Consider the following 22,614-nt stretch of genomic DNA (forward strand, 5'->3'; position numbering starts at 1 on the left):
AGCGGCTGATCCGAGATGTCACTCTCCAGCGACGGACGCACGGTCAACTGGCTCTACCGGCTGCGCCGCTTCCTGCGTGTCCCGCGCGTCACGATCGACGGCTTTACACTGATCGCCTACCGCCGAGACGTGCCGAAGCACGTCTCGCAGATGCTGGTGCGCGGCGATTACGAGGTGCCGGAACGGCGTGCGGTGGCGGAGATCGTACGCCGAGGCGATCGCGTTCTTGAAATCGGCAGCTGCGTCGGACTTGTCGCGCTCACCGCCGCCCGCACGGCCGGAGCGGACAACGTGCTGTCGTTTGAACCGAATCCCGATGCGGCCCGCGTCGCGCAAGAGAACTTCGCCCGTAACGGCCTGCCGATCACGCTGAAGAACGAGGCGATCGGCACCAGCGATGGCACGCTCGCTCTGTCGATCGCGCCGGACAGCTGGCTCGGTGCCAGCGGCCGCCGCGCCATCAACGGGCGCACGCTGACCGTGCCGATGCGATCGATCGCCAGCGTCGTAGCGGCGTTCAAGCCCACCGTGCTGATTATCGACACCGAAGGCATGGAAGAGGAGCTGTTGCCCGCCTGTCCCTTGGCGGGGCTGCGGGCGCTCGTGATCGAATTTCATCCGGACGTGATCGGAAACGACGGCGTTGCACGGCTGCAGGTGCATCTCGGCGCGCAGGGATTTTCACGCAACGAACGTTTGAGTGCCGCCGATACGGAAACGTGGGAACGCGCGACCTGAGATCGCGGACGCACGCTTCAAATCCAGAAGTAGAGTCGGTAGACCACCGCCAGCAGCAGAAAGCCTAAGAAGATCACCAGCGCCGGAATCCGCTTGCCGCGCCGGCGGAATGCGTTTCGAAGCCGCACGATCTCGTCCGGCATTCTATGGCTTCCACTTGGTCGCTCGTCGGTCATTGGATCAAGGGTGCTCAACGCACGCATGGCATGGCGCGAGCCAATCCTAGCACTTGTGGCATCCCGCGTCACACACCGACGGCGTCGGCTTTAGCGAACGCGATGGTGTGCCCGCACCTTTCGCGCAGGCTTCACGTTATGAGAGTAGTGGCCGGGCACCGACACCGAAATGCAGGACCAGGCGCGGCATCCCTTCGGGATCACCACGCGATTGGTGCCATCGCCGTAAGTCGCAGCCTGTGCGGAGGCACTGACAAGCAACAGCGTGGCGGCGATCAGGAGCTTCTTCATGGCGACAGACCTTGCTTGAGGGACGTGGACCCTGAGCGACCTCGTCCGGGATGAACCGGCCTCGTCTTATCGCGCAGCGCCATCCATCGCTGTGATGCCTGTCACACAGCGATCGTCTGCGCACGGCCGCAACGCGGCGCAGCACTGTGACGTGCAGCACAGCGTCGATCACATACGCACGGCATCTTCCGCCATAACAGGCGCCGCAGCCATCGCGGCCAATCCAGGGAGACGACCATGACCAAGCTTCACATAGCCTTCGGTGCGCTCGTTCTCGCCGCAGCGCTCGCGGCCTGCGCTTCGAACAGTTCCGCCCAGGTCGCGACCGCCGAGCAGCGCGCCGCCTGCACGCCGGACGCGTTCCGCCTTTGCGCCGGCGATATCCCGAACATCCCGGCGATCACCGTCTGCATGCGCAGGAACAAGACGAATCTCAGCCCGGCCTGCAAGGCAGTGTTCGGCAAGTGAACCGGGAACCCGGCCGGTTCCCGCAGCCCTGCCAGACCGGAATGTTCGAACTCGAGGCCGCGGCCGGGCGTTGTTGAACGAGGAGGATACGATGCCGCTTTCGCACCGGCGCTGGTCGCTGGAACGTATTACAGGATTTGTGATGGTCGCGATCTTTGCTGCCGGCCTGCTCGGCGCGACGCTCGCCATCGTCATCAACCACGGCGAACTGCCGTCTCACATCGCCGCCAAGGCGGTGGAGACCGTCAAGGAGGCTGCGCCGCTGTGATCTGCGCGACGCAGCCTGATTCGCGTCCGCTTACATCGGGCTGAGATTCAGCGCCGCAATCAGCTCGCGCCAGATTGGCGCCTCTTCCTTGTAGATCCGCTGGCTCTCTTCCAGCGGCATCGCTGCTTCGTCGAGCCCCTGGCTCTTCAGCATCTCCTGAATCTTATCGCTTTTGCCGGCGGCAACGAACAGCTCCGACAGCTTACGAACGATCTCCGGCGACGTCGCCACCGGCGCGACACAGCATTGGAAGGTCATGAGCGTGTGGGCCCGCGAGGTCGCACCCTGCTCCTGCAGCGTGGCGACATCCGGCAGCACGCTCATCCGCTTGCGCGACACCGCGACCGCGCGGCCCTTGCCGGTCTGCAGCACCGGAAGCGACGCGAGGTAGCTCCCGATCGCGGCGTCGATCGACTGACCGGCGAGATCGGCCCACATCGGCGCCTCGCCGCGGTAATGCACCGCCTCCATCTTCAGGCCATACTGCTTGTTCAACTCCTCGATCGCGACGTGCGCGTAAGATCCCGCGGCATAGGTGCCGATGCTGACCTTCTCGGTCTTCTTGGCATAATCGATGAACTCCTTCAGGTTCTTCGCGCCGGTCTTCTCGCTCGCCACCAGCGGCAGGCTGCCCGATGGCATCATTGAGATCATCACGAAGTCCTTGGCGACGTCGTAACCGATATCCTTCATCCAGGCCGGATTGGTCATGATCGTCGCAGTGTTGGTGACCATCAGCGTATAGCCGTCCGGCGCGGCCCGCTTGACCTCGATCGCAGCGACCGAGCCACCCGCCCCGGTCTTGTTTTCGACCACGACCGGCTGCCCCAGCTGTCGGGCGATATACTCACCATAGCTGCGGGAAAACAGATCGGTCTGTCCGCCGGCTGGGAAGCCGGCGATGATCTTGATCGGCTTGGTGGGCCAGGCGCCCTGCGCGACAACGGACCGGCCAGCAAACGGCAGCATTGCCGCAGCGGCGCCGGCAGCGATGACGTTACGGCGCGTGATGTCGAACGGCATTCTTCTCTCCTCGGTTTTCAGTATCGCGAAGGACGCCAGTCCAGTTTCAGACCGGAGTCAGACCCAAACCAGAGACCAGTTCGAGCCAGATGGGGGCCTCCTCATTATAGAGTTTCTGGCTCGCCTCCAACGTCATTGCGGCTTCGTCGAGTCCTTGAATGCGCAGCATCTCTTGAATCTTTTCACTCTGGCCACCTGCGACAAATAGTTCGGACAGCTTCTGAATGATGTTCCTTGGCGTGCCGGCCGGCGCGACACAGCACTGGAAGCCGGTCAACTGATGCGAGCGCGAGGTCGCACCCTGCTCATGGAATGTCGCCGTGTCCGGCAACACCTTGATGCGCTTGCGCGAGATCGCGATCGGGCGGCCACGCCCGGTCTGCAGCACCGGCAGCGCCGCCTGATAGCCACCGATCGCCGCATCGATCGACTGGCCGGCGAGATCGGCCCACATTGGCGCTTCGCCGCGATAATGCACGGCCTCCATGTTCAACCCATACTGCCGGTTCAGTTCGACGATGGCGATATGCGCGTAAGACCCCGGAGCGTAGGTGCCGACGCTGACCTTCTCCGCCTTCTTCGCATAGTCGATGAATTCCTTCAGGTTCCTCGCGCCGGTCTTCTCACTCGCGACCATCGGCAGGCTGCCCGAGGGCATGATCGAGATCAGCGAGAAATCCTTTTCTGCGTCGTAGCCGATGTTCTTCATCAGCGCGCGGTTCATGATCATCGTCGTCGAAATCGTCATCATCAGCGTGTAGCCATCCGGCGCCGCACGCTTGACCTCCAACGCGGCGACTGTGCCGCCCGCGCCCGCCTTGTTCTCCACCAGCACCGGCTGGCCGAGTTGCTTGGCGATGTACTCGCCATAATGACGCGAGAACAGATCGGTCTGGCCGCCAGCGGGGTAACCCGCAATCAGCTTGATCGGCTTCGAGGGCCACGCATCCTGCGCGATCGCCTGGGTGCCGACGATCGGCAGCGTTGCGGCCGCAGCGCCCGCTGCAATGAAGCGGCGACGGGTCACGTCGAACGTCATTCGGTATCCTCCCTAGATCGATGGCCCTTTGCGGGCTTGTTGCTGAACGGTTCCGTCCAGTCGTTTCAGTTTAGGGAAGTCGCCGGGCGTGACCAGCCCAGAATGCAGGCTACAAAAAAGAAATCGGGCGGCGCCACGCCGCACCGCCCGATCCATTCCGGCTTTTCAATTACGGCATCAGACCGGCGTCAGACCGAGGCTCGACACGAGCTCCAGCCAGATCGGCGACTCGTCCTTGTAGAGTTTCTGGCTCTCCTCCAGCGTCATCGCCGCGTCATCGACGCCCTGGCTCTTCAGCATCTCGCGCACCTTCTCTGTCTGGCCGCCGGCCACGAACAGCTCGGAGAGCTTCTTGATGATCGCGTCTGGCGTGCCGGTCGGCGCGGCACAGCACTGGAAGCCCGTGAGTTGGAACGCCTTCGACGTTGCACCCTGCTCCTCGAAGGTCGGCACGTCTGGCATCACACTGATACGCTTGCGCGACACCGCAACGGCAAGACCGCGGCCACTTTGCAGAACCGGCAGCGCGCCGGCATAGCTGCCGATCGCGCCGTCGATCGACTGGCCCATGAGGTCCGCCCACATCGGCGACTCGCCGCGATAATGCACCGCCTCGATGTTGAGGCCGTACTGCTTGTTCAATTCGGCGATGGCGATGTGTGCGAACGAGCCCGCCGCATAGGTGCCGATGCTGACTTTGTCGGTCTTCTTGGCGTAGTCGATGAACTCCTTCAGGGTCTTCGCGCCGCTCTTCTGGCTCGCCACCAGCGGCAGGCTGCCCGACGGCATGATCGAGATCAGCGCAAAGTCCTTGTCGGCATCGTAGGCGATGTTCTTCAGCAGCACGCGGTTCATGATCATCGTCGTCGAGATCGTGAACATCAGCGTGTAGCCGTCCGGTGCCGCGCGCTTGACGTCGATCGCCGCCACCGTACCGCCCGCACCGGCCTTGTTCTCCACCAGCACCGGCTGGCCGAGTTGCTTGGCGAGGTACTCGCCGTAGGAGCGGGCATACAGGTCGGTCTGGCCGCCAGCCGGATAACCCGCGACGATCTTGATCGGCTTGTTCGGCCACGCCCCCTGCGCGGACGCCTGGCGGCCCACGAGCGGCAGCGTGGCTGCGGCTGCACCCGCGGCAAGCAAATGGCGACGGGTTACGTCAAACGACATCATAGCTTCTCCGAGATTGTAGGATTTTTGGGCCGAGGCCGGACGACACCGCTTCGGGGCCGCTCAACGGCGCACGCCGCGTGCGCCTCAGTTAGGAGAGATTGGCGCTGCCCGCCAGCACCCAATTCGGCTAAGGCGGCTGGCGGACAAAAAAACGGCTGGAGTGCCCTCCAGCCGCTGGTTCCAATGCCTCAAATTTAGGCGCTCAGGTCGGTGTGAGATTGAGGTTGCCCATGAACTGCAGCCACAACGGAGTTTCTTCCCGGTAGAGTTTCTGCGCCGCCTCGTAACCGATCGGCGGATAGATCGCGAAGCTCGACAACGCAGCCTGCGTCTTTTCGTCCTTGCCGCCCGCCACCATCAGGTCGGACAGCTTCTTCACGATCTCCATCGGCGTGCCTGCGGGCGCCAGAATGCCGGTAAAGCCGGTCAGATCGAACAGCTTCGAGGTTGCGCCCTGCTGCGTCAGCGTCTTTACCTCAGGCAGCGCGCGAATCGGTCTGCTGACGGAGGCGATGGTCTTGCCGCGGCCGGTCTGCAGCACCGGCAAGGCCGCGGTGTAGCTGCCCATCGCGCCGTCGATCGACTGGCTCGCGAGATCGGCCCACATCGGCGCCTCGCCGCGATAGTGCACCGGCTCGATATTGATGCCGTACTGCTTGTTGAGTTCGGCGATCACCATGTGCGGCGTGGAGCCGGCAGCGTAGGTGCCGACGCTGACCTTCTCGGCCTTCTTTGCGTAATCGACGAATTCCTTCAGATTGGTCGCGCCGCACTTCTCGCTGACGACGAACGGCAACCCCTCCCCGGTGATCAGCGAAACCAGCGTGAAGTCCTTGTCCGGATCGTAGGGCAGGTTCTTGATCATCACGCGGTTGGCGATCAGCGTGGTCGAGATCGTGCACATCAGCGTGTAGCCGTCCGCCGGCGCCCGCTTGACCTCGACCGCGCCCACCGTGCCGCCGGCGCCCGCTTTGTTTTCGACCACGACCGGCTGTCCGAGCTGCCTGCCGATGAATTCGCCATACGCCCGCGCGATCATGTCGGTCTGACCGCCGACCGGATAAGGCACCACGATTCTGATCGGCTTGTTCGGCCAGCCATTTTGCGCGAACGCCCGTTGACCCACGAGGGGCAGCGCGGCTGCCGCAGCACCCGTTGCAAGCAATTGGCGACGGGTCACGTCGAACGACATGGTGTTGTTTCCTTCCGATGTATTTTTATGGAGAGCCTGCGATGAGGGTGACGGTTGACCCGTTCTTTTGCGCGCACTCTAAAGGCCTGGCGTCGCTTCGCCAATCCGCATTTTGATGGAGATCACGCCGGTCAAGGCAGACATAACGGCCGGATTGCTCCGGCCGTTTCATGACGCGTGCCCCAGTCGATGATGATGAAGCCTTGATGCTGAAGCCCCTGGAGTCAGGTCGCTGCGCTCCAGGCAGTCATTCGGGCTTGATGCCGAGATCGGCCATGAACTTCAGCCAGAGCGGCGTTTCCTCGGAGACCAGCTTCTGCGTGTCCTCGTATCCCATCGGCGGATCGAGATCGAACGTCGCCAGCACCTCCTGCACTTTCGGGTCTTTGCCACCGGCCACCATAAGATCGGACAGCTTCTTGACGATCTCCATGGGCGTGCCGGTCGGCGCGCCCCATCCGGTAAAGCCCCGCAGCGAATACAGCTTCGATGTCACGCCCTGCTCCAGCAGGGTCGGGACGTCGGGAAGAATCTTCAGGCGGCGCGTGCCGGTGACGGCGATGGCCCGACCGCGGTTGGTCTGCAACACGCCAAGGCCGGCATTGTAGCTGCCGATGGCGGCATCGATCGACTGGCTCGCGAGGTCGGCCCACATCGGCGCTTCGCCACGATAGTTCACCGCCTCGATGTTGACCCCGTACTGCCGGTTGAATTCCAAGATCATCATGTGCGCCGCCGAGCCCGCGGCATAGCTGCCGACAGTCGCTTTACCGGTCTTCTTGGCATAGTCGACCAGCTCCTTCAGCGTCTTCGCGCCGCACTTCTCGCTGGCGACCAGTTGCAGACCGGCGCCAGTGATCGCCGAGAACAGGATGAAGTCCTTGTCGGTGTCGTAAGGCAGGTTCTTCATCGTCCCGCGATTGAGAACCAGCGTGGTCGAGATCGTGCACATCAGCGTGTAGCCGTCGGGCGCGGCCCGCTTAACTTCCACCGCGCCCACCGTGCCGCCGGCGCCTGCCTTGTTTTCGACGACGACCGGCTGCCCGAGCTGTCTGCCGAGGAAATCGCCATAGGCGCGCGCGATCATGTCCGTCTGCCCCCCGGCAGGATAGCCGACGACCACACGGATCGGCTTGTTCGGCCAGTCGCTTGTCGAAGCTTGTGCTCCGGCGAATGGCAGTGCTGCAGCGGCAGCACCCGTGGCAAGAAGCTGGCGACGGGTCACGTCGAACGGCATTGTGTTCTCTCCCGATGATTGGCCCTGCTGCGAGGGCGGCCGGCGGCTGAACCGCTCTGCCGTCCAGTCTAGTGGGGCTGCGGCCGGAGACCATCCTGTGGTTTTCGGGAGGACGCAGGCAGCGAACGAGGCTGCAGCACCGCGCGTTCACGCGGCTCGCAAACTGCCCTCGGGGCCAGCGGAACACCGCAACGGGCAATCCATCGCCGGTTAGACCGCGCGCGGGGCATTGGATTTGGTGGCCAGCAATGCGAAGGTGCCGCATCACACGCGAAACAATCCGGGAGGACGCGGGCACATGACGAACAACGTCAAAACCATCTGGGCTTCGGGCAAGGCTGTCGTCAACGGCTGGCTGGCGATCCCGTCCGGCTTCTCCGCCGAGGTGATGGCGCAATGCGGCTTCGACAGCGTCACCGTCGACCTGCAGCACGGCGTCCAGGACTATCAGTCGATGGTGCAGTGCTTCCAGGGGATGCAGGCGCATCCGGTCACGCCGATGGTGCGCGTGCCATGGAACGAGCCGGGCATCATCGGCAAGGTGCTCGACGCCGGCGCGATGGGCGTGATCTGCCCGATGGTCAACACCAAGGCGGAAGCGGAAGCCTTCGTCGCCGCCTGCAAGTATCCGCCGCACGGCACCCGCAGCAATGGTCCGATCCGCGCCGGGCTCTATGGCGAAGCCGGCACGTATCAGAAGACCGCGAACACCGAGACGCTATGTATCCCGATGATCGAGACCCAGACGGCAGTGAAAAACCTCGAGGCGATCCTCGATGTCGAGGGCGTCGCCGGCGTCTATATCGGACCTTCAGACCTCGGCATCTCCTACGGATTGGCGCCGAAGTTCGATCGGCAGGAGCCGGAGATCCTGGCGATCTACGACAAGGTGATCGCCGAATGCGGCAAGCGCGGCATCTTCGCCGGCATCCACACCGGCGGCGCAGCCGATGCCGCCAACTGCATCGCCCGCGGCTTCCGCCTGGTGACGCTGACCAATGACGTCAGCCTGATGGCGGTGGCCGCACGAGGCGCAGTGGCCCAGACCCGCAAGGAGAGCAACGGCATCGCTTAAAGCGTTTTCGGGCGAAACGGATACCGGTTCGCGTGAAGGAAACGCCTCAAACAAAAGTCCAGATCCTTCGGTTCTGATTCCATCAGAACCGAAAATGCTCGCTGGATCATTCTGCCTCATGTCTTCGGAGGCCACACGCGTCGTCTCCCAGGGCGATGGTTACACGTTCCGTTGGCTTCATGGTCCGGGCGGCGCTCCGCTCCGCATCGTGAGGGGAGGCCGGAGCGTCTTCACGGGCACTCAAGCCTCGCCGATCTTCTCGCGCCAGGCCTTCACCAGCGGCGTGAAGTCCTCCGGCATCGTGTCATAGCAGGGGACATTCTCCGCCATCGCCGGCCGCAGCGATCCATCCCACGCCTGGGCGCTGCGCATGAAGATGTGCACGGCCGGGACCAGCCACGATGTATCGTCCAGCGTCCCGGCGCGCAGCATCATCATCTCGGGCCGCGATGGCCGCTCGCCATAGAGCCTGCCGCTGCAATCACCGCAGAACCAGGCGGTCGTCACCTCACCGCTGGGCCCAGTGCTGCTCCAGCCTTTCGGCGAGCCCTGGACGATCCGAAACGCTCCAGCCGGAAGCGGCATGTTGAGCGCAAAGGCGCTGCCGCTTTTGCGCTGGCAGTCGGTGCAGTGGCAGGCGTAGAGCGCGAGCGGCATCGCGGTGATCTCATAACGGATCAACCCGCACGGGCAGCCGCCGGTCAGCGGCAAGGTGGGACGCTTGATGCCGGTCATCGCTCTCCGCTCCTGTCGTCAGCATAGGCAACGCTGGACGCAAAAGCCCGACCCAGCGTCACTGGATCGGGCTTGCCACGGTCACGAGATTACGCCGTTTGCGGACGGCGATCAAACGTTTCTGCCTGGCACCGGTCGGCTGGTTAGCTGGAATACGCCGGTACAGCGCAGCGCCAGCTTGCCGTCGGCCAGGATGCGGCCGCTGGAATGCGCCAGCGTCTTGCCGACGCGGTCCACCTGGCCCACCGCCTCCAGCCAAGCGCCCGGCGGGGCCGAGGCGATATAGTCGAGCCCGAGATGCGCAGTGACCAGCGCCAGTGGTGGCGACGCGCTCATCGCCGCGATACGGCCGAGATAGACGTCTGCAAGGGCCGAGAACAACGCGCCGTGACAGGTACCGCGCGTGTTGAGATGGCGCTGATCGATGCGCAGACCAATGCGATAGTTCGCGCCCTCGCCCGCTTCATAGATCGGGCCGATCAGATCGAGATAGCCGCTGGAGCGCTTCGAAGGCGCGAAGCCTTCCGGAATCGACATCTCAACGAGCCTCCTAAACGATCATCCGCGCAGCAGCGGCTGCGCGGATGAAAATCCAGCCGATATCGCGCGCGTCAGGCGGCGCGGGCGCTGGCGGTCCAGCCGTCATAGGCCGGATCGGCGGCTTCGGCATATTCCTTGCGGAAACGCGCGACCAGCTCTTCCACCGAAACGATGCCCTTGATGCTGCCGATGCCCTGACCGGAGCCCCAGATATCCTTCCAGGCCTTTGGCTTGGCGCGCTCACCATCCGACGTGGTCGCAAAGCTCATCTTGGTCTTGTCCGATTCCGGCATCGCGTCGGGATCGAGACCAGCATTCCTGATCGACGGTTTCAGGTAGTTGCCGTGTACGCCGGTGATCGCGTTGGTGTAGACGATATCGTCGGCGCCATACTCCACCACCATCGCCTTGTAACCCAGCGCGGCGTTGGCCTCATGGGTGGCAACGAACGCGGTGCCGATGTAGCCGAAGTCGGCGCCGAGAACGCGCGCGGCGCGGATCGCACGGCCATTGCCCATCGCTCCCGACAGCGCGATCGGCCCCTTGAACCACTCGCGCGTCTCGGAAACGAAAGCCAGCGGCGACACGCGGCCGGCATGACCGCCGGCGCCCGCGGCCACCAGAATCAGGCCGTCGGCGCCCTTCTCGACCGCCTTGTGCGCGAAAGTCTGGTCGATGACATCATGGAAAACGATGCCACCCCAGTTGTGCACCGCCTGATTCAACTCCGGCCGTGCGCCGAGCGAAGTGATGACCATCGGCACCTTGTGCTTCTCGCAGATCGCCATATCCGCATCGAGCCGGTTGTTGGTGCGGTGGACGATCTGGTTGACTGCGAACGGCGCCGACAGGCGGTCCGGGTTCTTGCGGTCGTGCTCGGCCAGTTCCTCCTTGATCCGGTGCAACCACTCATCGAGCATCGATTGCGGCCGCGCGTTCAGCGCCGGGAACGAGCCGACGATACCGGCCTTGCACTGCGCGATGACCAGTTCGGGTCCTGACACGATGAACATCGGCGAACCGATGACCGGGATCGACAGCCGGTTTTTGAACAAGGCGGGAATTGCCATCTCGAACAGCCCTTTCGTTACCGGCCCTCCCTCGTCCACCGGACTCAGCATGTTCTGCGTCCCGTGTGTTCAGCCGGATGAGTGCGCGCACGATGCCAGAAACGTTCGCAGATGCAATCGCCCGACGGCGCGCGTTTTCGCCAGGCCCCCTTGCAGCTGCCGCAAGTGTGCATGATGATCATCATGCACATGAAATGTCCGGAATGCAACCGGGCGGCCGCAGGTGTGGCAACGGAGAAGATGGTGGGACGCGGGTTACTGGCAGGCCGCGCGCGTGACGAAGGTCTCGATGCGGCAGTCGCCGTCCTTGCGCTTGTAGCCCGGAAGGTAGATGCGCGGATTGCAGGTTTCGGCGGCCTCGGTGGCGAGGCTCTTGCCGGACGCGTAGCCCTTTTCCTGGCAAAGCTTGTTGGAGGCCGCGTAGCAATCCGGAGCGCCATTGGCCGCTGCCGGACACACCATGCGGCCAGTCGCGAAACCGGTCACCGGGATGCGCGTCAACGCATCCATGGTCCCCTTGTTGAGATTGTCGATGTGCTGTTGCGTGCCCTTGAAGCCCGAGGTCACGCCATCGGCGGAATCCTTCAGCCAGCCACCGAGCTTGTCGATCAGGCCAGGGCGTGACGACGAACTCGGCGCCTGCGGCTCCGCTGGAAGCGAAGGCTGCGCGGATGGCGCGAGCGCGGCAGGCGGCGATTGGCTCGCGGAGGATGACGGCGGCGCCGGTTGCTGCTGCATCGCCTGCGACCAAACCGCCTCGGCCGTCACGATCTGGCCGAGCAGCCCGAGCGCGAGGATGCAGGCGCCACGGCCGTCGCTGACAAGATTGGCCACTCCGACGATCACCATATCCGGAGCCTACGCCGGCGCGTCCACCAAAGAAAGCGCGAACTGCCGCCGATCAGAACACCCAGAAAACAACGATGAACCCACCGATCAGTCCGAGCGCTCCGATCGTCACCCAGAAGCCGAGACGCTCCTCGATGATCTGGCGCGCTTTCGGACCGTAGCGGTTGAGAAGGAAGGCGAGCAGATAGAAGCGCGCGCCGCGGGTGATGATCGAGAACACGACGAAGAGCAGCAGGCTATAGCCGGCGAACCCCGAGGTGATGGTGACAAGCTTGTAGGGGATCGGTGTGAAGCCCTTCAGCAGAATGATCCAGGCGCCGTATTCGGCATAAGCGGCGCGAAACGCCTCGACCTTGTCGCCATAGCCATACAGCTGGATGATCCAGCCGCCGATCGAGTCATAGAGCAGCGCGCCGATCGCGTAGCCAAGCACACCACCGGCCACCGAGGTCACGGTGCAGACCGCCGCATAGAGCCAGGCCCGCTTCGGCTGCGCGAGCGACATCGGGATCAGCATGACGTCCGGCGGCACTGGGAAGAACGAGCTCTCGGCGAACGACACGAAACCGAGTATCCAGAGTGCATAAGGCTTGTCGGCAGCCTGAATACACCAGTCGTACATTCGTCTCAGCATCAGGCGAATTCTTTCTTCGGTGAGAGCCCGATCGCGATCGATGCGGGCCGCGCGTGTCGGAGACGAGCTTCAGGGCCAATCTAGCGGCGCTTGGGCGAGCGGCGGGNTTCCAGGGCAATGACCGGGCGGCCGATCGCCGCCGGGGCTTCGGGCTTTGCCATGCCAAGCCCCGCCTTCGCGGGCAAGGCCTTTTCCTTCCGGCTCGATTTTGGCAATTTCTCGGCCATGCCGAGCAGGCGCTCACGCCGGTCCATCTCGGCCCAGACATCCTGCGGCCGAACGCCCGCGGCAGCCCACAATACGGCAAGATTGTAGAGCAGGTCGGCGCTCTCGCGGACCACCGCGTCGGTATCGCCCTTCATAGCGTCGATCACGACTTCGATGGCCTCTTCGGCCAGCTTCTGCGCCATCTTGGCCTGACCGCGCTGGAACAGCCGGGCGGTCCGCGACGTATGGGGATCGAGCCCCTTCGCTGCGACGATCGCCTCGTAAAGCCGGTCAACCGAATCAGTCATGGAACCGAGACTAGTCGAAAGTCATGGCACGGGTGTTAACATTCAATGATGCATCACGCGAATTCCGGCGCATTGATGTCGCCCGGTTCGTCGGATGCGCCAGCATCGAACACCGCGACACCCCTGTCAGGGAAGCAGCCGTCGAGACCGATGGCTCTCACCAGCGATGATGGTGGCGGCGATGATAATAGGGATGGTGATGCCGGAACTGCGGACCGGGCGCGTAGACACCGTAACCGTAGCCGTAGCCGTAGGGACGGCCATAACCGTAGTAGCGGGCTCGATAGGCCTCTTCGTAGGCGTCCCGGCGGCGTTCGGCGGCGATGACCGCACCGATCGTACCAATCATCGCTCCCATCATGGCTAATCCGGCCGCATCGCCACGGCGTACGCGGCTGCGCTTGCGGGCGCTGTACGCGATATCGTCGGCAGCGGACGCGACGCGACCGCCCGCAGCCGGTGCCGCGACGGCAGAACTTGCCTCCGCTTCAAAGGATGCGGCAGCCAGAGCGACGATCAGCGCCAGCACGACTGCCCGGCCCGCCGGCAGCGACGCCACAATGCTCGACGCACGACCAAAAGCAGGGCTCACATTTGGGTTCGGCATCTGATGTCCTCACAACGCCAACACTCACACCGCGATCCGACGCTACGCCAGAACGCCTGAACAAGAACGCCTGAACACGGCGCCGCCCTGCGTCCACGCTCAAGACAACATGGTGCTCAAGAGACCGCACCTCAAGACACGACCCCGAGCGCGGCATCCGGAGCCACGACGTCCAAAAACACAGCATCCGAGCCACGGCACCAGAGCGCCAATGGCAAAGCCCAAACACACGGTCCTGCCATAACCAGGATCGAGGTCCGGATATGATACGTCACGGCCGCAAGCATCGTCAGCGGACGATGAACACGACTTGAACAACGGTGGCCTCGCCTGCGACCTTTCGTCCCTTCGCATGACGCCACCGAAACGTGATCCGGCCATCATCTCGGACCAGATGTGGGCCGGCTCCGATCGCCCGCCGAACGCGGGATATTCCTCGACGCTCGTCACCGGACGGACCGGAGCCTGGAACGAATGCGTCGCGCTTTGACCGTCAGCGCCATCATCGGCCTTGGCTTTCACATCTCGACGCAACGTGCCGAGGGCTTTTGATCATCCGGGTGTGGGTCATCATGTCCCGACACCAAGATCTCCGACAAAACTGCGCCAGATCGGCCGGTGCGACTTGCATCAATCGGGCGGTCGCTGCAAAAGAGGCACTTTCAAACGGCGTGCGTACGATGCGTGTTCTATTAACCCGACGAAGCGTCCTCTCCGCGAGCGCCAGCATCCTGGCACTCCTCGCCGCACCGGCCGCCGCCCAGACCGCAACCCCTGTCCGCTTCTGCCTCGACCGGCGGATCGACGGCGCAGCCGCTCCGTTCGTGCTTGCGGCGGACCGCGGCCTTTACAGGTCCGAAGGCATCGAGGTCACGACGACCATCGCCACGGGGTCGCAGGACACCATCGCCCGGCTCGCCAAGGGCGCCGCCGATCTCGCGGTGGTCGATTTCAACGAACTGATCCGCTACCGCGATAAGCCGGACACGGCGGCGCTGAAGGCCGTGTTCATCTTTCACAACGAGAACGGTTACGCGATCGTCGCCCGTCGCAGCCGCGGCGTCGAGAACCTGACCGACCTGGCCGGCAAGACGCTCGGCGCCGCCGATGGCGACCTCGGCATTCACCTGTGGCCGATGCTCGCCAAGCAGAACAAGGTCGATATCGCCAAGGTGAAGATCGAGAAGATCGGCGCGGCGGTGCGCGAGCCGATGCTTTCGGCGGGCCAGATCGATGCCGTCAGCGGCTTGTCGTACGCATCGGCGCTGAACCTGCGCGACCGCGGCATTCCCGGCTCAGACCTGGTGGTGCTGCGCTTCGCCGACTTCGGCGACCGGTCCTACGGACAGGCGATCGTCGTCAATCCGGACTTCGCCGCGACGAAGCCGGAGGCTGTCGGTGCTTTTCTGCGCGCTTTGACCCTTGGCATCCGGCTGGCGGTCAAGGAACCAGCCCGCGCGATCGACGACGTGATGAACCAGATGGACTCCAGCTCACGCGAATTGGAGCGCGAACGGCTGCGCGTCGTGCTGCACGACAACATCATGACACCGGACGTCCAGCGCGACGGGCTTGGCAGCGTCAGCCAGGAGCGCTTCGACACCGCCGTCGCATGGATCGGCGCCGATTACAAATTCCGCAAGCTGCCGGTGCTTGCCGAGCTGTTCGACGGTGCTTTCCTTCCGTCCCACGGATCGCGTAAGATCAACTGACCTGTTTCGGTTCTAGTGGAGCGGATTTGATATTCGCATCCCACTAGCCGTAGCTGCGCTATGCGAATGTCAAATCCAAAGCTCCACTAAGCTATTAGGCTTGCTTGTGGTTCTTTGATTCCAACATTTGCAAATATCGTTGGCGCAATGGGATGCAAATGTTGGAATCGAACCACTAGCGCGATCACCCATGTCCCTCCTCCGCCTTTATGGCCGCGTCCTCGAGTCGCTCGGGTCGGAAGCCCGGCTCGGCTGGCTGCTCGCCTTTGCCAACGTTCTGCTGGCGATCGCCCAGTTCGCCGAACCAGTGCTGTTCGGCTGGATCATCGATGCCCTGACCAATAGCCAGGCGACGGCAAACCGGGCGACCATCTCGACCACGATCTGGCCGCTGCTCGGCGCCTGGGTCGCGTTCGGCCTGTTCACCATCGTCTGCAGCGCCGTGGTCGCGCTGCATGCGGACCGGCTCGCGCATCGTCGCCGCCAGGCGATCCTGGCCAGCTATTTCGACCATATCCTGCAGCTTCCGCTGACCTACCATACCGGCGTTCACTCCGGCCGGCTGATGAAGGTCATGCTGCAGGGGACCGACGCGCTGTGGCGGATCTGGCTGTCCTTCTTCCGGGAGCATTTCGCCTCGATCATGTCGCTGATCGTGCTGCTGCCGCTATCGCTCTACTTGAACTGGCGGCTCGCGATCATCCTGTTCATTCTCTGCGTCGTCTTCACCGTGCTGACCACCATCGTCGTGCGCAAGACCCATGGCATGCAGAACGAGGTCGAGGACTACTATTCCGACCTGGCCGCGCGCGCCTCGGACGCGCTCGGCAATGTGGCGCTGGTGCAGAGCTTCGTCCGCATCGACGCCGAGGTGCAGGACCTGCGCAAGGTGTCCAGCAAGCTGCTGTCGGTGCAGATGCCGGTGCTGTCGTGGTGGGCGCTGGTGTCGGTCATGACTCGCGCATCGACGACGATCACGATCCTCGCGATCTTCGTCGTCGGCGTCGTGCTCTATGGGCAAGGCCTCGCCACGATCGGCGAGATCGTCATGTTCGTCAATTTCGCCACCATGCTGATCGCCAAGCTGGAACAGGTGGTCGGCTTCATCAATTCAATCTTCATGGAAGCGCCGCGTCTGCAGCAGTTCTACGAGGTGCTGGATGCGACACCGGCGGTGCGCGACCGCCCCGACGCGATCGATCCCGGCCGTCTCTCCGGCCTGGTCGAGTTCAACGACGTCTCGTTCTCCTATGATGGCAAGCGCCCCGCGGTCGAGGATCTGTCATTCACCGCCCTGCCGGGCGAAACGATCGCGCTGGTCGGACCGACCGGCGCCGGCAAATCGACGGCGATCGCGCTGCTGCATCGCGCCTTCGATCCTCAGTCCGGCATTATCAAGATCGACGGCATGGATATCCGTGGGCTGACACTGTCTGCCCTGCGGCGGAACATCGGCGTCGTGTTTCAGGAAGCGCTGCTGTTCAATCGCTCGATCGCCGAGAACCTGCGGGTCGGCAAACCCGACGCGACCGAGGCGGAGATGCGCGTCGCGGCCACTCGCGCCCAGGCGATCGAATTCATCGACCGTGGCGAGCAGAAGTTCGAGACCAACGCCGGTGAGCGCGGCCGCATGCTCTCCGGCGGCGAACGCCAGCGCCTGTCGATCGCACGCGCCCTGCTCAAGGATCCGCCGATCCTGATCCTGGACGAAGCCACCAGTGCACTCGATGCCGTGACGGAAGCAAAGGTCAACGCTGCTCTCGATGAGGTGATGAAGGGGCGCACCACCTTCGTCATCGCCCATCGCCTGTCCACCATTCGCAATGCGACGCGAATCCTCGTGTTCCAGAACGGCCGCGTGATCGAGAGCGGAACGTTCGACGAACTGGTGGCGCGCGGCGGGCATTTCGCCGATCTCGCTCGTGCGCAATTCATGGTTCAGGAACAGACCGAAGCGGAGGCCTCGGCACTGCTCGAACAAGCGGCCACAGCAGACGCGCAGGCGAAGGCCGAAATTTAGCCACTTTCACAGGAAAATCGGTGGTGACGGCTTGGATTCTCGGCTTTCGGCTGAGGAGAGTTTTGTTACAATGCCGTACCGCTTTGCGATGAAGCCCAGGCGGGCCGCTCTCGCGGGTGCGATATCCGGAAGCCGGAAGGTTTTGGAAACCGATTGCGCCCACACTAACGATCCAGCAGCGCTGTATCGGATCTGAAGCATCAGGACTTTGTTTCGACAAACCGGAACCGGATCGTGCATCATCTGTCAAAAGCGATTTTCAGCCGTCTCCCAGTTCTGGTCCTGCTTGCGTCGGCCGCTCTGCTGACGGCCGCGCGCCCTGCACAATCGGAAGCGATGATTGTCGCTGAAGCCGACACCGGCAAGGTGATCTATGCCGAGAACGCGACCCATCCCTGGTATCCGGCCTCCACCACCAAGCTGATGACGCTGTATGTTGCGCTGAAAGCGGTCAAGGAACGCCGCCTGACGCTGGACAAGCTTCTGACGGTGTCGCCGATCGCAGCCGCCCAGGCCCCTTCGAAGATGGGGTTCAGGCCCGGCACCACCGTCACGCTCGAAAACGCGCTGGCCATGGTGATGGTCAAGTCGGCCAACGACATGGCGGTGGTGGTCGCGGAGGGCGTGTCGGGATCGATCGAGAAATTCGCCGACGAGATGAACCGCCAGGCGCAGCGGCTCGGCATGACACAGACGAGCTACGTCAATCCGAACGGACTGCCCGCCGAAGGCCAGATCACCTCGGCGCGCGACATGGCGATCCTCGCACGGGCGATCATCCGCGATCTGCCCGAGTACGAATACTATACCCACATTCCGGCGATCAAATTCGGCCGCCGCATCACCCGCAACTACAACAGCCTGATCGGGCGCTACCCGGGCGCCGACGGCATGAAGACCGGCTTCATCTGCGCGTCGGGCTTCAACCTTGTCGCATCCGCCACCCGCAACGGCCGGCGGCTGATCGCCGTCGTCCTCGGTGCGCCGTCTGCGACGATCCGTGCCGCCAAGGCCGCGCAACTGCTCGAACGCGGCTTCGGCCAGAGCGGCCTGTCCTGGCTGACGCCATCGATGGGTACGCTGGCTTCGATGGAGCCGATCGCCGCCCCGCCGCCGAACCTGCGCGACGATATGTGCGGGCCGAAGCGGAAGCGGCCGGGCCTCGAATCCGATGACGACAATGCCACCATCGCCGCCAACAGTGGCACCAGCGATAACGGCGACATCGGCTTCTCGCTGTTCGCATCGACATCCGGCACCGGCGCGATGAAGCCCTCGGACATGCTGGCGCTACCGCAAACCGCGGGCGAGCCGATGATCGTTTACACCGGCCCCAAGCGGACCGGCGCCGAGTTGATCGCTGCCGTTGAGGCCGATGAGGCGAGCCAGACGCCGAAAGGCAAGAAGGGCAAGAAGAGCCTCAAACTGCAGGTGACGACCGAGGCCAAGACCGATACGAAGCTTGACCCGAAGGCTTCGGCCAAGCCGGCTGCGTTGAAGAAGCAGGCGGCCAAGAACGATCCCAAACCGAACCTGACGATTGCAAAGCCCGATCCCGCCAAACTTGCACCGGCAAAGCCCGCTGCTGCGGCGGCGAAGGGTGGCGGCAAGCCTGAAGCCAAGCCGGCAACGGCCGCCAAGAATGGGGCCAAGAACAGCGTCAATAGCGTGAAGGATAGCGCCAAGGCCGCCGCCGCCGCCAAGCCCGTACCCAGCAAGCCAAAGCCGGCCGCGAAGGATGCCAGCAAGGGCAACTGACATTCGCGGTGTAGACCTTCAACACCACGCGCATCCCGCTGTCCCTCCGACGAAAATCCGATGCGGCCTGATGTCCGCCGCACACGGTGACGCTTGCCACCTGCACGGCGTTTCCCGATACTGACCGCAAGCATCAGCCCCGAACAGCAATCAATCCGGGGCGCCTATCGTCTGTCGCGGAGGACACCCATGGATCGCATCTGGCTCAAGAAATACCCTGCTGGCGTGCCTGCGGACATCGACGTCAACCAGTATTCGTCGCTGGTGGAGCTGCTCGAGGAAAGCTTCAAGACCTATGCCGACCGCAAGGCATTCATCTGCATGGACAAGGCGATCACCTATCGCGAGCTGGACGAGATGTCGGTCGCGCTCGGCGCCTATTTGCAAGGCAAGGGCCTGAAGAAGGGCGCGCGCGTCGCGATCATGCTGCCCAACATCCTGCAGAACCCGGTCGCCTCGGCGGCGGTGCTGCGGGCGGGCTATACCGTCGTCAACGTCAATCCGCTCTACACGCCGCGCGAGCTGGAACACCAGCTCACGGATTCCGGTGCCGAAGCGATCATCATCGTCGAGAACTTCGCCACCACCCTGCAACAGGTGATCGCAAAGACGCCGATCAAGCACGTCATTCTCGCCTCCATGGGCGATCTGCTCGGCTTCAAGGGCATCATCGTCAATTTCGTGGTCCGTCGGATCAAGAAGATGGTGCCGGCATTCTCGCTGCCGCAGGCGGTGCCGTTCAACACCGCGCTGTCGCAAGGGCGCGGCATGACGTTCACCAAACCCACGCTCACCAACGATGACGTCGCCTTCCTGCAGTACACCGGCGGCACCACCGGCGTTTCCAAGGGCGCGACGCTGCTCCACCGCAACATCCTCGCCAACGTGCTGCAGAACGATGCCTGGCTGCAGCCGGCGATCAAAGACATGCCGAAGGACGAGCAATTCCTCGTCGTCTGTGCGCTGCCGCTGTACCATATCTTCGCGCTGACGGCGTGCTTCCTGCTCGCGGTTCGCGCCGGCGGCGCCAACCTCTTGATCCCGAACCCGCGCGACATCCCCGCCTTCATCGCCGAGCTGAAGAAATATCAGGTCTCGAGCTTCCCGGCGGTGAATACGCTCTACAACGCGCTGATGCAGCATCCCGACTTCAAGAGCATCGACTTCTCCAAGTTGCGTGCGGCCAATGGCGGCGGCATGGCGGTGCAGAAGGCCGTGGCCGAGAACTGGGTGAAGTTGACCGGTGCGCCGATCATCGAAGGCTACGGCCTGTCGGAAACCTCGCCGACACTGACCTGCAACCCGGCTGACTCCACTGAATATTCCGGCTCGATCGGCATCCCGGTGCCTTCGACCTACATTTCGATCCGCGACGACGACGGCAACGAGGTTCCGCTCGGCCAGCCTGGCGAAATCTGCGCCAAGGGCCCGCAGGTGATGGCCGGCTATTGGCAACGGCCCGACGAAACCGCAAAGGTGATGACGAGCGACGGCTTCTTCCGCACCGGCGACATCGGCATCATGAACCCCGACGGCTTCATCAAGATCGTCGATCGCAAGAAGGACATGATCATCGTCTCCGGCTTCAACGTCTATCCGAACGAGATCGAGGACGTGATCGCCACTCATCCGGGCGTGCTGGAATGCGCGGTGATCGGCGTGCCGGACGCGAAGTCCACCGAGGCGGTCAAGGCCTTCGTGGTCAAGAAAGACCCGAACCTCACCGCCGACGACATCATCAAGCACTGCGCCAAGCAGCTGACCAACTACAAGGTGCCGAAGCAGATCGAATTCCGCACCGAGCTGCCGAAGACCAACGTCGGCAAGATTCTTCGCCGCGCGCTGCGCGACGAGAAGAAACCGGAGCAGGCCGCGGCCTGAACCGTAGCGGCGCGAAGGTTCGCATGGCTTCCCTCGTCCTCGCGATCGACCAGGGCACGACATCCTCGCGCGCGATCCTGTTCCGCGGCGATATTTCCATCGCCGCGGTGGCGCAGCGGGAATTCCCGCAGCATTTCCCCGCCTCCGGCTGGGTCGAGCACGAGCCGGAGGACATCTGGGCAACGACGATCGCGACCTGCCGCGAGGCGGTCGCCAAGGCCAATGTCGCCGCAGCCGACATCGCCGCGATCGGCATCACCAACCAGCGCGAGACGACGCTGGTGTGGGATCGCGCCACCGGCAAGGCGATCCACCGTGCCATCGTCTGGCAGGACCGCCGCACCGCCGATATCTGCGCGCGGCTGAAGGCCGATGGCCACGAGCGCGCGATCTCCGCCAGGACTGGCCTGATCATCGATCCCTACTTCTCAGGCACCAAGGTCGCCTGGATCCTCGACAACGTGCCCGGCGCCCGCGCGCGGGCCGAGCGCGGCGAGCTGCTGTTCGGCACCGTCGACTGCTACCTGCTGTGGCGGCTGACCGGCGGCGCTGTGCATGCGACCGACGCCACCAACGCCTCGCGCACGCTGCTGTTCAACATCCACACCGGCGACTGGGACGACGAACTGCTGCGGCTTCTCAATGTGCCGCGCAGCATGCTGCCCGTCGTCCGCGACTCTGCGACGCTGTTCGGCGAAACCGTCCCCGACCTGCTCGGCGGCACGATCGCCATTCGCGGCATCGCCGGCGATCAGCAAGCGGCGACGATCGGCCAGGCCTGCTTCGCACCGGGGATGATGAAGTCCACCTACGGCACCGGCTGCTTCGCGCTGCTCAACACCGGCACGACGCCCGTGGCGTCGCAGAACAAGCTGCTCACCACCATCGCCTACCAGCTCGACGGCAAGCGCACCTATGCGCTGGAAGGCTCGATCTTCATCGCCGGCTCCGCGGTGCAGTGGCTGCGCGATGGCCTCGGCATCATCAAGGACGCACGCGAGAGCGGCCCGCTCGCCGACGCCGCCGATCCAACGCAAGACGTCTACCTCGTGCCAGCCTTCGTCGGCCTCGGCGCACCGTACTGGAATCCCGACGTGCGCGGCGGCCTGTTCGGCCTGACCCGCGGCACCGGGCCGAAGGAGCTGGCGCGCGCGGCGCTGGAGAGCGTGTGCTACCAGACCAGCGACTTGTGGGGGGCCATGCGCGCCGACTGGCCGGGTGCCGCGACCGCCAACACGGTGCTGCGTGTCGATGGCGGCATGACCGCCTCCGACTGGACCATGCAGCGGCTCGCCGACTTGCTCGATGCGCCGGTGGACCGGCCGGTGATCCAGGAGACGACAGCGCTCGGGGCGGCCTATCTCGCCGGGCTCAATGCCGGCGTCTTTCCCGAACCGGCGCGCTTTGCCGACAACTGGCGGCTGGAGCGCCGCTTCGAGCCTGCGATGAGCGTGGAAACCCGCAACCGCAAGCTGAGGGGCTGGAGCAAGGCCGTGGCCGGCGTGCTGGCAAGCGATCCCGGCGCTTGATGCCGACGGTGCGCGCAGTTGTCGCGATGGCGCCAATCTCGGTCAATTGGCGTCCCGGGTATTAGGAAAGTCTTTGTTCCTTCG

General features: G+C 63.9%; 23 protein-coding genes. 9 read left to right on the plus strand and 14 right to left on the minus strand.

The features are described 5' to 3' along the window. Nucleotides 1-15: 15 nt before the first annotated feature. On the plus strand, nt 16-738 hold the full coding sequence (locus X566_RS06335; RefSeq protein ID WP_034464509.1) for an FkbM family methyltransferase: 723 nt from the start codon (nt 16-18) through the stop codon (nt 736-738). A gap of 17 nt (nt 739-755) precedes the next feature. On the opposite strand, the gene X566_RS25430 is transcribed toward X566_RS06335, so the two are convergent. Then, on the minus strand, nt 756-881 hold the full coding sequence (locus X566_RS25430) for a hypothetical protein (RefSeq protein WP_275451014.1): 126 nt from the start codon (nt 879-881) through the stop codon (nt 756-758). Nucleotides 882-1,004: 123 nt separating this feature from the next. After that, nucleotides 1,005-1,205 (minus strand): hypothetical protein, encoded by a 201-nt coding sequence (locus X566_RS06340; RefSeq protein WP_034464510.1) that lies wholly within the window; start codon nt 1,203-1,205, stop codon nt 1,005-1,007. A 237-nt stretch (nt 1,206-1,442) separates the two neighbouring features. Here X566_RS06340 and X566_RS06345 point away from each other — a divergent pair, with 237 nt between their 5' ends. Then, complete coding sequence (locus tag X566_RS06345; RefSeq protein ID WP_034464513.1) at nt 1,443-1,673, plus strand: hypothetical protein; 231 nt, start codon at nt 1,443-1,445, stop codon at nt 1,671-1,673. Between the two features lie 91 nt (nt 1,674-1,764). After that, a complete protein-coding gene (locus X566_RS24980; protein ID WP_160170452.1) occupies nt 1,765-1,941 on the plus strand; it encodes a hypothetical protein in 177 nt (58 codons plus the stop codon). 30 nt (nt 1,942-1,971) lie between these two features. Here the strand turns inward: X566_RS24980 and X566_RS06350 are convergent, their stop codons facing one another. From X566_RS06350 to X566_RS06370, 5 genes are all read right to left on the minus strand, one after another. Next, a complete protein-coding gene (locus X566_RS06350) occupies nt 1,972-2,964 on the minus strand; it encodes a tripartite tricarboxylate transporter substrate binding protein (RefSeq protein WP_034464515.1) in 993 nt (330 codons plus the stop codon). A 46-nt stretch (nt 2,965-3,010) separates the two neighbouring features. Then, on the minus strand, nt 3,011-4,003 hold the full coding sequence (locus X566_RS06355; protein WP_034464517.1) for a tripartite tricarboxylate transporter substrate binding protein: 993 nt from the start codon (nt 4,001-4,003) through the stop codon (nt 3,011-3,013). A 177-nt stretch (nt 4,004-4,180) separates the two neighbouring features. Beyond that, complete coding sequence (locus X566_RS06360; protein ID WP_343213041.1) at nt 4,181-5,176, minus strand: tripartite tricarboxylate transporter substrate binding protein; 996 nt, start codon at nt 5,174-5,176, stop codon at nt 4,181-4,183. Nucleotides 5,177-5,378: 202 nt separating this feature from the next. After that, nucleotides 5,379-6,368: a tripartite tricarboxylate transporter substrate binding protein gene (locus X566_RS06365; protein WP_034464520.1), complete on the minus strand. Its 990-nt coding sequence runs from the start codon at nt 6,366-6,368 to the stop codon at nt 5,379-5,381. A gap of 247 nt (nt 6,369-6,615) precedes the next feature. Beyond that, nucleotides 6,616-7,605, minus strand: coding sequence for a tripartite tricarboxylate transporter substrate binding protein (locus X566_RS06370; RefSeq protein WP_034464523.1), 990 nt, complete (start codon nt 7,603-7,605; stop codon nt 6,616-6,618). A gap of 298 nt (nt 7,606-7,903) precedes the next feature. Between X566_RS06370 and X566_RS06375 the strand changes: the two genes are divergently transcribed. Next, complete coding sequence (locus X566_RS06375; RefSeq protein WP_034468077.1) at nt 7,904-8,680, plus strand: HpcH/HpaI aldolase/citrate lyase family protein; 777 nt, start codon at nt 7,904-7,906, stop codon at nt 8,678-8,680. Nucleotides 8,681-8,920: 240 nt separating this feature from the next. Here the strand turns inward: X566_RS06375 and X566_RS06380 are convergent, their stop codons facing one another. From X566_RS06380 to X566_RS06410, 7 genes are all read right to left on the minus strand, one after another. Further along, nucleotides 8,921-9,415, minus strand: a complete 495-nt coding sequence (locus X566_RS06380) for a GFA family protein (protein WP_034464526.1) — start codon at nt 9,413-9,415, stop codon at nt 8,921-8,923. A 111-nt stretch (nt 9,416-9,526) separates the two neighbouring features. Further along, nucleotides 9,527-9,952, minus strand: coding sequence for a PaaI family thioesterase (locus X566_RS06385; RefSeq protein WP_034464529.1), 426 nt, complete (start codon nt 9,950-9,952; stop codon nt 9,527-9,529). 74 nt (nt 9,953-10,026) lie between these two features. Next, nucleotides 10,027-11,025, minus strand: a complete 999-nt coding sequence (locus X566_RS06390) for a nitronate monooxygenase family protein (protein ID WP_034468080.1) — start codon at nt 11,023-11,025, stop codon at nt 10,027-10,029. A 255-nt stretch (nt 11,026-11,280) separates the two neighbouring features. Continuing rightward, nucleotides 11,281-11,874, minus strand: coding sequence for a hypothetical protein (locus X566_RS06395; protein WP_051443911.1), 594 nt, complete (start codon nt 11,872-11,874; stop codon nt 11,281-11,283). A 52-nt stretch (nt 11,875-11,926) separates the two neighbouring features. Continuing rightward, the gene (locus X566_RS06400) at nt 11,927-12,508 is read right to left on the minus strand and encodes a YqaA family protein (RefSeq protein ID WP_034464532.1); all 582 of its coding nucleotides are present in this window, start codon (nt 12,506-12,508) and stop codon (nt 11,927-11,929) included. A gap of 80 nt (nt 12,509-12,588) precedes the next feature. Beyond that, a complete protein-coding gene (gene hisE / locus X566_RS06405) occupies nt 12,589-13,023 on the minus strand; it encodes a phosphoribosyl-ATP diphosphatase (RefSeq protein ID WP_034464534.1) in 435 nt (144 codons plus the stop codon). Nucleotides 13,024-13,180: 157 nt separating this feature from the next. Continuing rightward, on the minus strand, nt 13,181-13,630 hold the full coding sequence (locus X566_RS06410; RefSeq protein WP_244434694.1) for a hypothetical protein: 450 nt from the start codon (nt 13,628-13,630) through the stop codon (nt 13,181-13,183). Between the two features lie 680 nt (nt 13,631-14,310). On the opposite strand from X566_RS06410, the gene X566_RS06420 reads away from it, so the two are divergent. The 5 genes from X566_RS06420 to glpK all read left to right on the plus strand — a co-directional run bounded on the left by X566_RS06420 (nt 14,311) and on the right by glpK (nt 22,530). Further along, the gene (locus X566_RS06420) at nt 14,311-15,342 is read left to right on the plus strand and encodes an ABC transporter substrate-binding protein (RefSeq protein WP_034464537.1); all 1,032 of its coding nucleotides are present in this window, start codon (nt 14,311-14,313) and stop codon (nt 15,340-15,342) included. A 190-nt stretch (nt 15,343-15,532) separates the two neighbouring features. After that, nucleotides 15,533-17,362, plus strand: a complete 1,830-nt coding sequence (locus tag X566_RS06425) for a glucan ABC transporter ATP-binding protein/ permease (protein ID WP_034464538.1) — start codon at nt 15,533-15,535, stop codon at nt 17,360-17,362. 234 nt (nt 17,363-17,596) lie between these two features. Then, nucleotides 17,597-19,120 (plus strand): D-alanyl-D-alanine carboxypeptidase family protein, encoded by a 1,524-nt coding sequence (locus X566_RS06430; RefSeq protein WP_409337813.1) that lies wholly within the window; start codon nt 17,597-17,599, stop codon nt 19,118-19,120. A gap of 189 nt (nt 19,121-19,309) precedes the next feature. Then, a complete protein-coding gene (locus X566_RS06435; RefSeq protein ID WP_034464540.1) occupies nt 19,310-21,001 on the plus strand; it encodes a long-chain fatty acid--CoA ligase in 1,692 nt (563 codons plus the stop codon). Between the two features lie 23 nt (nt 21,002-21,024). Then, nucleotides 21,025-22,530: a glycerol kinase GlpK gene (gene glpK, locus X566_RS06440; RefSeq protein WP_034464543.1), complete on the plus strand. Its 1,506-nt coding sequence runs from the start codon at nt 21,025-21,027 to the stop codon at nt 22,528-22,530. Nucleotides 22,531-22,614 lie beyond the last annotated feature (84 nt).

This window comes from Afipia sp. P52-10 (assembly GCF_000516555.1).
Taxonomy (GTDB): Bacteria; Pseudomonadota; Alphaproteobacteria; order Rhizobiales; family Xanthobacteraceae; genus P52-10.

Coding starts and splice junctions, on each gene's coding strand:
- X566_RS06400 (WP_034464532.1), bottom strand. CDS start 12,508: ATGCTGAGACGAATGTACGACTGGTGTATTCAGGCTGCCGACAAGCCT.
- X566_RS06390 (WP_034468080.1), bottom strand. CDS start 11,025: ATGGCAATTCCCGCCTTGTTCAAAAACCGGCTGTCGATCCCGGTCATC.
- X566_RS06435 (WP_034464540.1), top strand. CDS start 19,310: ATGGATCGCATCTGGCTCAAGAAATACCCTGCTGGCGTGCCTGCGGAC.
- X566_RS06370 (WP_034464523.1), bottom strand. CDS start 7,605: ATGCCGTTCGACGTGACCCGTCGCCAGCTTCTTGCCACGGGTGCTGCC.
- X566_RS06360 (WP_343213041.1), bottom strand. CDS start 5,176: ATGATGTCGTTTGACGTAACCCGTCGCCATTTGCTTGCCGCGGGTGCA.
- X566_RS06350 (WP_034464515.1), bottom strand. CDS start 2,964: ATGCCGTTCGACATCACGCGCCGTAACGTCATCGCTGCCGGCGCCGCT.
- X566_RS06345 (WP_034464513.1), top strand. CDS start 1,443: ATGACCAAGCTTCACATAGCCTTCGGTGCGCTCGTTCTCGCCGCAGCG.
- X566_RS25430 (WP_275451014.1), bottom strand. CDS start 881: ATGCCGGACGAGATCGTGCGGCTTCGAAACGCATTCCGCCGGCGCGGC.
- X566_RS06385 (WP_034464529.1), bottom strand. CDS start 9,952: ATGTCGATTCCGGAAGGCTTCGCGCCTTCGAAGCGCTCCAGCGGCTAT.
- X566_RS06410 (WP_244434694.1), bottom strand. CDS start 13,630: ATGCCGAACCCAAATGTGAGCCCTGCTTTTGGTCGTGCGTCGAGCATT.
- X566_RS06395 (WP_051443911.1), bottom strand. CDS start 11,874: ATGGTGATCGTCGGAGTGGCCAATCTTGTCAGCGACGGCCGTGGCGCC.
- glpK (WP_034464543.1), top strand. CDS start 21,025: ATGGCTTCCCTCGTCCTCGCGATCGACCAGGGCACGACATCCTCGCGC.
- X566_RS06375 (WP_034468077.1), top strand. CDS start 7,904: ATGACGAACAACGTCAAAACCATCTGGGCTTCGGGCAAGGCTGTCGTC.
- X566_RS06335 (WP_034464509.1), top strand. CDS start 16: ATGTCACTCTCCAGCGACGGACGCACGGTCAACTGGCTCTACCGGCTG.
- X566_RS06380 (WP_034464526.1), bottom strand. CDS start 9,415: ATGACCGGCATCAAGCGTCCCACCTTGCCGCTGACCGGCGGCTGCCCG.
- X566_RS06340 (WP_034464510.1), bottom strand. CDS start 1,205: ATGAAGAAGCTCCTGATCGCCGCCACGCTGTTGCTTGTCAGTGCCTCC.
- X566_RS06425 (WP_034464538.1), top strand. CDS start 15,533: ATGTCCCTCCTCCGCCTTTATGGCCGCGTCCTCGAGTCGCTCGGGTCG.
- X566_RS06420 (WP_034464537.1), top strand. CDS start 14,311: ATGCGTGTTCTATTAACCCGACGAAGCGTCCTCTCCGCGAGCGCCAGC.
- X566_RS06365 (WP_034464520.1), bottom strand. CDS start 6,368: ATGTCGTTCGACGTGACCCGTCGCCAATTGCTTGCAACGGGTGCTGCG.
- X566_RS24980 (WP_160170452.1), top strand. CDS start 1,765: ATGCCGCTTTCGCACCGGCGCTGGTCGCTGGAACGTATTACAGGATTT.
- X566_RS06355 (WP_034464517.1), bottom strand. CDS start 4,003: ATGACGTTCGACGTGACCCGTCGCCGCTTCATTGCAGCGGGCGCTGCG.